At 73.1% G+C, this 4,148-nt stretch carries 5 protein-coding genes; 4 read left to right on the top strand and 1 reads right to left on the bottom strand.

Annotated elements, in window-relative coordinates; all coding sequences use genetic code 11:
- From ABWK99_RS14300 to ABWK99_RS14290, 3 genes are all read left to right on the top strand, one after another.
- Positions 1-315 (top strand): hypothetical protein (locus ABWK99_RS14300; protein WP_372595373.1); only part of this gene is annotated, 315 nt, incomplete at its 5' end.
- Positions 312-1,439 carry a glycosyltransferase family 4 protein gene (locus ABWK99_RS14295; protein ID WP_372595372.1) on the top strand — a complete coding sequence of 376 codons (1,128 nt, stop codon included), beginning with the start codon at positions 312-314 and terminating at the stop codon, positions 1,437-1,439. The genes ABWK99_RS14300 and ABWK99_RS14295, both read left to right, overlap by 4 nt.
- 77 nt (positions 1,440-1,516) lie before the next feature.
- Entirely contained in the window at positions 1,517-2,641 is a 1,125-nt protein-coding gene (locus tag ABWK99_RS14290; protein ID WP_372595371.1) for a glycosyltransferase family 4 protein, read from the top strand.
- Between the two features lie 11 nt (positions 2,642-2,652).
- Here ABWK99_RS14290 and ABWK99_RS14285 read toward each other — a convergent pair whose 3' ends face one another.
- Complete coding sequence (locus ABWK99_RS14285; RefSeq protein WP_372595370.1) at positions 2,653-3,267, bottom strand: dTDP-4-dehydrorhamnose 3,5-epimerase family protein; 615 nt, start codon at positions 3,265-3,267, stop codon at positions 2,653-2,655.
- A 180-nt stretch (positions 3,268-3,447) separates the two neighbouring features.
- Between ABWK99_RS14285 and ABWK99_RS14280 the strand changes: the two genes are divergently transcribed.
- On the top strand, positions 3,448-4,148 hold a 701-nt coding region (locus ABWK99_RS14280), incomplete at its 3' end, for a nitroreductase family protein (protein WP_372595369.1).

Genomic DNA, 4,148 nt, shown 5'->3' with positions numbered 1-4,148 from the left:
GACGTCGAGGCCTCCCGCCCCGTGGTGGCGGTGCTCGGGCTGACCTTCCTGCTGGTGTCCGTGCGGATCTCGCTGACCCGGCACTTCGTCCTCCCCGCCGGGCAGGTGAGGTGGGTCTTCATCGCGACCATCGCCGGGGCGGCCTGCGGAGTGCCGCTCGTGGTCCTCGGCACCTGGGGCTTCGGGCCGATCGGCGCAGCGCTCGCGCTCGTGGTGAGCGAGCTCGTCACGACCGGCCTGCTCGTGCGGCCGGCACTGGGCCGGCTGGCCGCCGTCCGCGAGGAGGCAGCGCAGGACACGGGGGCGGACGCATGACGGGGACGGTCACCGTCGCGGTCGACGGAACGCCGCTGTACCGGCGGGTCGACGGGATCGGCCGGTACAGCGCGAACCTGGTGGCGGCGACGGCTCGCGCCCGCCCGGACTGGCGCTTCGTCGTCGTCGGGTTCGCGGACGACAGGTCGCGGCCCTACCTGCTGCCGGAGCTGCCCAACGTCGAGCAGGTCTTCCTGCCCTTCCCGCGCCGGCTCTACCAGGCGGCGTACTCCTACGGCGTGCGCGTGCCGGTCACCCGGTGGCTGCCACCGCTCGACGTCCTCCTGGCCACGAACTACACGGTGTTCCCCTGGCTGCCCGGGGTGCCGAGCGCCGTCGTGGTCTACGACCTCACCTACGTCGACCTCCCGCAGGTGGTCGATGCCCGCAACCTCGGGCACCTGCGTCGGACCGTCCCGCGGACGATGCGGACGGCGGACCGCGTCCTCGCGATCTCGCCGTTCACCGCCGAGCGGATCGACGCCACCTTCCCCGCGCACCCCCCGGTCACGATCGTGGACTGTGCGCTGGACGAGACCTTCCTCGGCGGGCGGTCCACGCCGTCACCCGCCGCCGGACTGCCCGGACTGCCCGAGCAGTACGTGCTCTGCGTGGGGACGCTCGAACCGCGCAAGAACCTCGTCACCCTGCTGCGCGCCTATGCCGCCCTCGACGAGGAGCTCCGCGATCGGTACCCGCTGGTCGTCGTCGGGCGTCAGGGGTGGGGTGCGCACGAGGTGCCGAGCGACGTCCCAGCGGACGTCGTGTCCTCGGTCCGCTTCACGGGGTACGTCCAGGACGCGGAGCTGCCCGCCGTCTACCGCGGCGCCCGGCTCTTCGTCTTCCCGTCCCGGTACGAGGGCTTCGGGCTCCCGCTGCTCGAGGCGATGGCCTGCGGGGTGCCGGCCGTGGTCTCGGCGATCCCGCCGTTCGAGGCGATCGGTGGCCCGCTCGTGGACTACGCGGATCCCGACGATCCCGGGTCCTTCTCGGCGGCGATCGGCGCCGCCCTCCGAGCGGACGCCACGGAGCGGACGGAGGCGGCCCGCGCGGCGGCACGGACGTGGACCTGGGAACGCAGCGCGCAGCAGCTGCTGGGCGCCCTGGAGGACCTGCGCGACTGAACCGCCTCCCGTCGCACCGGGCGGGTCGGCGCGCCCGCGGGGCGACGGCGTCCTCGGTGCGCACCTAGGATCACGCCGTGCGAGTCCTCCTCGATGCGACGGCCATCCCCTCCGACCGCGGGGGAGTGGGCCGATACGTGGACGCCCTCCTGCCGGCCCTGCTGGCCGAGGGGGTCGACCTCGTCGTCGCCTGCCAGGACCGGGACGCGGCCGCGACCTCGGCCGTGGCACCCGGCGCCGAGATCGTCCCGGCCCCGTCACGGATCGCCGGGCGCCCTGCGCGGATGGCCTGGGAGCAGGTCGGGCTTCCGGGGCTGGTGCGCAGGACCGGTGCCCGGGTCCTGCACAGCCCCCACTACACGATGCCGCGGGTCGTGGGCGTGCCCGTCGTCGTCACCCTGCACGACGCGACCTTCTTCAGCCACCCAGGACTGCACTCGCCGGTCAAGGCGCGCTTCTTCCGCACGGCGATCCGGGGGGCGGTCCGCCGCGCCGCGTCCCTCGTCGTGCCCTCCCTGGCGACGCGCGACGAGGTCCTGCGCTTCGCCGGAGGACGGAAGGAGCGGTTCCACGTCGCCTACCACGGGGTCGACGCGGGGATGTTCCACCCCGTCGGGCCGCAGGACGTCGCGCGGGTGCGCGCAGGTCTCGGACTGGGCGAGCAGCCGTACGTCGGGTTCCTGGGGACGCTCGAGCCGCGCAAGAACGTCCCGGCGCTGATCCGAGGCTGGCAGCGTGCCGTCGCCGGTCTCGCCGAACCGCCGGCGCTCGTCCTGGCGGGCGGACCGGGGTGGGACACCGAGGTCGAGCCCGCCGTCGCGGCCGTGCCCGACGGGCTGCGGGTGCTCCGGCCCGGATACCTGCCCCTGGGCGACCTCGCCGCCTTCCTCTCGGGTGCTCAGGTCCTGGCCTACCCGAGCCTGGGGGAGGGGTTCGGCCTGCCCGTGCTCGAGGCGATGGCCTGCGGGGCCGCCGTGCTCACCACGCGGGAGCTCTCCCTCCCGGAGGTCGGCGGGGACGCCGTCGCCTACTGCGGGACGGACGAGACGAGCATCGGCGAGGCGCTGCGCGCCCTGCTGGACGATCCCGCGCGTCGAGCAGCGCTCTCCGCAGCGGCGGTGCAGCGGGCCGCCGGGTTCACCTGGCAGGCGGCAGCGGCCGTCCACCTGACCGCCTACGAGCAGGCGGCCTCCGTTCGCTGATCCGCCCCTGATCAGCCCAGGGTCGCCACGTAGCCGAGGACGTCCTCGTACCGCGGGAGGACACCGTCCGCCATGGCCTGCGCGAGAGTGGGGGCAGCGAGGTCCTTGTCCGAGAGCTGGGGGACGATCGGGGAGCCGTCGCGCGCGGTCGTCGGCCACTCGATCGCCACCTGGGCGTCCAAGGGGTGGATCCCGTGCTCACGGCCCGGGCTGTAGCCCGTCGAGCACAGGTAGAGCACCGTCGAGTCGTCCTCGAGGGACATGAACGCGTGGCCGAGACCCTCGCTCAGGTAGATCGCGCGGCGGTCGACGTCGTCGAGCAGCACGGTGTCCCAGGTGCCGAAGGTCGGCGAGCCGACCCGCAGGTCGACCACGACGTCCAGCACCGCGCCCTTCGCGCAGGTGACGTACTTCGCCTGACCCGGGGGCACGTCGGCGTAGTGGATCCCGCGGAGCACCCCGGCTGCCGAGACCGAGCAGTTCGCCTGCTGGAGGTCGAAGCCGTGGCCCACCGACCGGCGGAACGGCGCGCCCTGGAAGTACTCGAGGAAGACCCCGCGCGGGTCCCCGTGCTGTACGGGGGTGATCTCCCACGCTCCGGGCACTGCGAGCTCGCGATAGGTCATGAGTGTCCTTCCGTGTGCGATCTGCCGGGTCAGCGTAGCGACCGGTCGCGCCGACCCCCGTGCGGGCTGCGGGTCCCCCGGGGCTCGGGAACCCGATGGGTAGACTCAGCGGGAATGTCGTCGGCCTGCACGACGGCCCCTGCCGCCCTCGCGGCCCAGCCCCGTCACCTGAGGACTCGAGTGATCAAGAAGTTGAAGCGCATCGCCAAGGATCTCCTGGCGGTCCCGGCCATCCGCAAGACCTACGAGACCGCCAACCGCGGGGTGCTCGCCGTCGGGGGTACGAGCCGGCTCGGCGCGACCCTGTACGCGGTCCTCGGATTCGGCACCTTCAACCGTGAGCAGTGGGCCGTGCTCTCGGGCCGCCGCGCCTACTACGAGAACCTCCGGCGGCGCCGGACCAGCCATGTCGAGCTGAGGCGCAACGTGCATCGGCTCGAGAAGGGGATCCTCATGCGGCCCCGGCGGGAGGTCTTCGCCAAGGACTACATCCTCGAGACGGTGGAGTTCTACGCGCTGGCCGTCGATCGCGGACCGAACGATCCGGCGATGGACCCGAGCGAGATCCAGTGGGCGTCCGACGTGCTCGCGGAGTACTTCCGGGTGATCACCGCCCCGGACCCCGTCGTGGACCGGGCGCGTGAGGTCTTCTCCTCCGTCCAGCACTCGCCGGAGCCCGCTGCCGTCATGCCGTACGAGCACGGGTCGATCCAGGCCAGCTCCGTCACCTACGACGACCTGCTCGCGCTCGCCCACCAGCGCCGGTCCGTGCGGTGGTTCCTCGACAAGCCGGTCGATCGTGAGCTCATCGACCGGGCGCTCGCGATCGGTCGGCAGTCGCCGTCGGCGTGCAACCGGCTCCCCTACGAGTTCCTCGTCTT

Source organism: Actinotalea sp. (assembly GCF_041597215.1).
Lineage (GTDB): Bacteria > Actinomycetota > Actinomycetes > Actinomycetales > Cellulomonadaceae > Actinotalea.
This window is presented reverse-complemented; position numbering and strand designations above follow the sequence as displayed.